We start from the raw sequence: 4682 nt of genomic DNA on the forward strand, positions 1-4682 counted from the left end.
GGTCTACCGGCGCGCACGCCCGCCCTATCCAGACGCGTTGTACGAGCGCCTGGTCGAATTCGGGGTGCTGACTCCAGGGTGCCGACTACTCGAGATCGGAGCGGGAACTGGACAGGCCACGTCCAGACTCGTACAGACCGGCGCGCGTGTGACCGCCGTCGAGCCAGGCGTCCGCCTCGCCGAATATCTCACCGGGTCGGTCCGGGTCACCGAGGTGATCGTCGATACGTTCGAGAATGCCGCTGCCACAGGCCGACTCTCGGACGACGGCTTCGAGTCGGTGTGTGTGGCGACCGCGTTCCACTGGCTGGACCCGGTAACGACGCTGCCGGCCATCGCGCGGGTCCTCGTCCCCGGCGGACTTCTCGCGGTGTGGCGGCACGTGTTCGGTGACCCGCCGGTGACGACTCCGTTCCGACACCGACTCGCCGAGATCGTGGCGAGGCGGGAGGATTCTGCGCGAGCCCGTCAGCGTCACCGAGCCCAGTTCGACTGGACCGACCCCCTCACCGTGAACGGGCTGTTCGACGACGTTCACCACGAACACTTCCGCTGGAGCGTCGACCTGTCACCCGGCCAAGTCCACGACTTGTTCAGCACCTTCTCCGACTGGGAGCCGCACGAGGTCGACGAGGTTGCGGCCGTGGTCGACGAACTCGGCGGAACCGTCACCGAGCACTACGGGACGACGCTGGCCATCGTTCGGTCCACTCGCTGAACCCGGGCTGCCGGCAACCCTCTCCTCTCGCCTCAGGCCACGCTCTGCGGCGCCACTTCCGACAACGCCGCCAGGTGTTGGTCGACGGTCTCGAAGCCTGCGCCGATCGTGTTGATCGATACGTGCGTCGCACCGGCCTCGGCCCACCTGTCCAGGTCGTCGACCACCTGCTGACGGTCACCCCGCCACGGCACCCGTCCCTCGAATCCGAGGCTGTCGGGATCGCGGCCCGCCTCCCGCGCCGCCTGCGCCACGATGGCGCGGCGCTCGTCCAGCTCCGGTCCTGGCTGCACTTGGGCGAACCATCCGTCCGCCAGCCGGCCGGCACGCCGAAAGCCGACCTCGGCCGATGTCGGGCCGACCCACAACGGAATGGGCCGCTGTACCGGCAGCGGTGCGATTCCCGCCCCTGTCACCCGATGAAAGCGGCCGTCGAACGTCACGCTGCGCTGCGTCCACAACGCCCGCAGCAGTTCGATCTGTTCCTCGGAGCGCTTGCCGCGGTTGGTGAAATCCTCACCGAGCGCTTCGTATTCGACGCGGTTCCAGCCCAGTCCGACCCCCAGCCGCAATCGACCGCCGCTGAGCACGTCGACCTGCGCGGCCTGCTTGGCCACCAACACCGTCTGGCGCTGCGGAAGAATGACGACACCGCTGACGAATTCCAACGAGGTCGTGACCCCCGCAAGATAGGCGAACAGCGTCAGCGGCTCGTGAAACGGGCTGTCGACGTCATACGCGCGATCCCAGTCCGTGTGGACGCTGCGGTCTGCCCCCAGGACGTGGTCGAAGGCCAGTAGGTGCTGAAACCCCAGCGCCTCGACCTGTTCGGCGAAGTGCCGTATTCCCTCGGGGTCGCCGCCGATCTCGGTCTGGGGAAACACCACTCCTACGCGCATGACATTCTCCTTGTTTCGTGCAGCCGTCGTTGGACCGATCGACCGTCAAGCAGGGATCGGCAGGCCGAGATTCTCCCTCAGCGTGCTGCCCTCGTATTCGCGGCGGAACAGGTCGCGATCCTGTAGTCGCGGAACCACGTGCTCGACGAAGGCGCGTGCGCCGTCGGCCCCTTCGGTAAACCGGAGCACGAAACCCTCAGCGGCGCCTTGGCGGAACCATAGTTCGAATTCATCGACCACCTGCTCGTAACTACCGATGAACCGGTAGTGGGCATGGCCCTGCAGGTGCGCGATGATGAGCTCGCGCAGCGAGTGACCCTTGCGCGCCAGCCCGCGGTACAACTCGGTCCGGCTGCGGCGGCGGTGCAGTGTCGCGGCGTCGGGGAGGGCGTCGATGCGCTCGACCGGGATCGGCTCGTCGAGGCTCAGGTCCGAAAGATCGATGCCCGTCTCGGAATCCCGCTCCTTGGCGACGACTGCACCGAAGGCCAGCGCCAGGCTGCGGCGTCCGGCGTCGAGGTCCAGCGCGTCGACGATCGCCCGCTCGCGTTCCTTGGCCTCGACCTCGGTCGGTGCGACGATCAGGTGAAAACCCGGGAACACCAATGGCTTCGAAGCGCCGCTGCCGCGCGTCGCGGTGACTGCGGCGGCCAACCGCGTGTTGAACGACCGCGCATGATCGATGTCGGGCGACGCGGCGAAGATGGCCTCGGCGTACCGCGCCGCGAACTGCAGACCGACATCCGACGCGCCGGCCTGGAACTGCACGGGCCAACCCTGTGGGGACCTCGGTACGCCCAATGCCCCTTCAGCACGCAAGAACTCGCCCGAAAAGGAGATCTCGTCGATCTTGGCCGCATCGATCCGCGGTTTGCCTGCACCGTTGGCGGTGACCGCGCCGGGCTGCCACCCGCGCCACAAACCCTGGACGATCTCGACGAATTCCGCGCCGCGACGGTAGCGGACATCCTGGTCGGGCAGTTCGTCGAACCCGAACTGCCGCTCACCGCCGAATGACGTCACGGCGTTCCAGCCAAGGCGGCCACCGGTGAGCTGATCGAGAGTCTGGAACTGCCTGGCCAGTTGATAGGGCACGTTGAACGTGGTGGTCGCGGTGGACACCAAGCCGATCCGGCTCGTCACCGCGGCCAGCGCGCCGATGACCGCCGTCGCGTCCGCGTGCAGTTTCGTATAGACGGAATCGGTGTCGTCGATGTCGAACAGCACGGCGTCGGCCTCGAAGATCGCATCGAACTTGGCGTCCTCGAGCAGCCGGACCGCCGAGACCAAGCCGCCGAGGTCGTACTTGCGGCGCACGGGGTCCGAATGGGTGGAGAAGCTCGGCGCCAGTCCAAGGCCCTCCGCGGCGAGCCGAAGCTTCGTGTCCTTGGTCATCGCGTCGTCTCCCTGTTGTCAAGCCGGCGTTCTCAGCCTGGGGGCGGTGACTGCACCGAACAAGCCCGCGCAGCTACCGGAACCCTTCAGAGCTGCTTAAGTCGGCACCTCGCAGGAATCCTTAAGTTGAGGTCAACCGTTCGCGTAGCCGGAACACATTGTTCGCGCACGGCCGGCCCGAAAGACTGGCTGCGTGTCCTCTGCTGTCGGTACCGGGTGCTGTCGCCGTTTCTAGCTGGAGCAGGTCTCCCCTGCCCGCTCGACCGCACCGCCCCCGCCTGCAAAAGCCACAGCTGAAAGACGAGGAACGCTCCCATGGCCTACTACCTGGACCGCCGAGGATTCCTCGGGCTCAGCGCCGCCGTGCTGGGCACCGGCCTGCTCGCGGCGTGCGGCAGTGGCGGCAACGGGAACGGTCAGCCGGGTGCCGGCCCGACCGGACCGACGGGTGATCCGGTCCGCGGTGGGACGCTGACCTTCTCCGATACCGAGGCGGTGTCGACCTGGCAAGCCCAGAAGCTGAGCACCTACAGCGCGGGCAACCTGACCTTCCACACCAATGTGTTCCTGCTCTACTTCGACCCCTACAAGAAGCAGCTGGTGCCGTGGGTCGCCGAGTCGTGGAACAAGAACGACGAGAACACCCGATTCAGCTTCAAGATCCGCAAGGGCATCACCTTCAGCGACGGCACGCAACTGACGCCAGAGATCGTCGCCAGGAACTACGACGTGTACGGACGCGGCGACGAGAAGCTCCGGATACCCGTTCATACCAACATCTCCCGCGGATACGACCATGTCGAGGTCGACGGGGACACCGTGACGGTGGTGCTGTCCAAGCCCAATCAGCAGTTCCTGGTCGACACCACCCGCCTGAACTCCCCGATCCTGGGAGCCAAGACCCTCGGCCTTGAGCTCGAGGAGGCGGGCAGGCCCGAGAACAGCGTGGGCGCTGGGCCGTTCGTCTTCAAGTCTCAGGTGCCAAACCAGTCGGCAGTGCTGGTTCGTCGAACCGGCTATCGGTGGGCGCCTGCGACGTCGCCGAACCAGGGTGAGGCGTACCTGGACCAGATTGTCTGGAAGGTTCTGCCCGAAACCGGTTTGCGCACCGGCGCTTTAACGTCGAATCAGGTGGACGTCGCACGCGGAATCCAGCCGTCCGACGAATCGGCCATTCAGGCCGCCGGTTACCAGTTGCTGCTGTACCGTCCCCCGCTCGGCACGGCGAATTACGCCGGCCTGCGGGTAGACAACGAGTTCACCAAGGATCCGTTGGTCCGGCAGGCGTTGGTGCTCGGCATCGATCGCGAGGGGCTGACGCGCGACGCCCTCTCGCCCAGCTATCCCCCGCCGGTCTCGATCCTGAACGTCAACAATGCCAACGCCATCGACCTGTCCAGCGAGTTCACCTACAACCCCGACAGGTCGCGGGACCTCCTCCAGCAGGCCGGCTGGCAACAGGGCAGCGACGGAATCCGCGCCAAGGGCGGCACCCAGCTTCACCTGACGGTGCCGCAGAGCGCCCAGCAGGTCGCGCTCGGTCCGGCCTGGGAGTACATCGCCGCGCAGTGGCGCAAGGAATTGGGGATCGTGCTGGACGTGCGAAACGACCCATCGTTCGCCGCCACCGCGAACACCGACGTGACCGTACCGCTGGTGGTGAGCAGAAC

General features: G+C 66.5%; 4 protein-coding genes. 2 read left to right on the top strand and 2 right to left on the bottom strand.

The features are described 5' to 3' along the window. A partial coding sequence (locus ACRDUX_RS08835; RefSeq protein ID WP_526412999.1) for a class I SAM-dependent methyltransferase occupies window positions 1-718 on the top strand: 718 nt, incomplete at its 5' end. A 32-nt stretch (window positions 719-750) separates the two neighbouring features. Here ACRDUX_RS08835 and ACRDUX_RS08840 read toward each other — a convergent pair. Both ACRDUX_RS08840 and ACRDUX_RS08845 read right to left on the bottom strand, forming a co-directional pair. Continuing rightward, window positions 751-1617 carry an LLM class F420-dependent oxidoreductase gene (locus tag ACRDUX_RS08840; RefSeq protein ID WP_526413001.1) on the bottom strand — a complete coding sequence of 289 codons (867 nt, stop codon included), beginning with the start codon at window positions 1615-1617 and terminating at the stop codon, window positions 751-753. 45 nt (window positions 1618-1662) lie between these two features. Beyond that, the gene (locus tag ACRDUX_RS08845) at window positions 1663-3012 is read right to left on the bottom strand and encodes an NtaA/DmoA family FMN-dependent monooxygenase (RefSeq protein ID WP_526413003.1); all 1350 of its coding nucleotides are present in this window, start codon (window positions 3010-3012) and stop codon (window positions 1663-1665) included. A gap of 315 nt (window positions 3013-3327) precedes the next feature. Here ACRDUX_RS08845 and ACRDUX_RS08850 point away from each other — a divergent pair. After that, window positions 3328-4682 (top strand): ABC transporter substrate-binding protein (locus ACRDUX_RS08850; protein ID WP_526413005.1); only part of this gene is annotated, 1355 nt, incomplete at its 3' end.

This window comes from Mycobacterium sp., assembly GCF_050701675.1.
Classification (GTDB): domain Bacteria; phylum Actinomycetota; class Actinomycetes; order Mycobacteriales; family Mycobacteriaceae; genus Mycobacterium.

What these genes read in the sequence shown, in the direction of transcription:
- ACRDUX_RS08840 (WP_526413001.1), bottom strand. Translation starts at nt 1,617, where the DNA reads ATGCGCGTAGGAGTGGTGTTTCCCCAGACCGAGATCGGCGGCGACCCC.
- ACRDUX_RS08845 (WP_526413003.1), bottom strand. Translation starts at nt 3,012, where the DNA reads ATGACCAAGGACACGAAGCTTCGGCTCGCCGCGGAGGGCCTTGGACTG.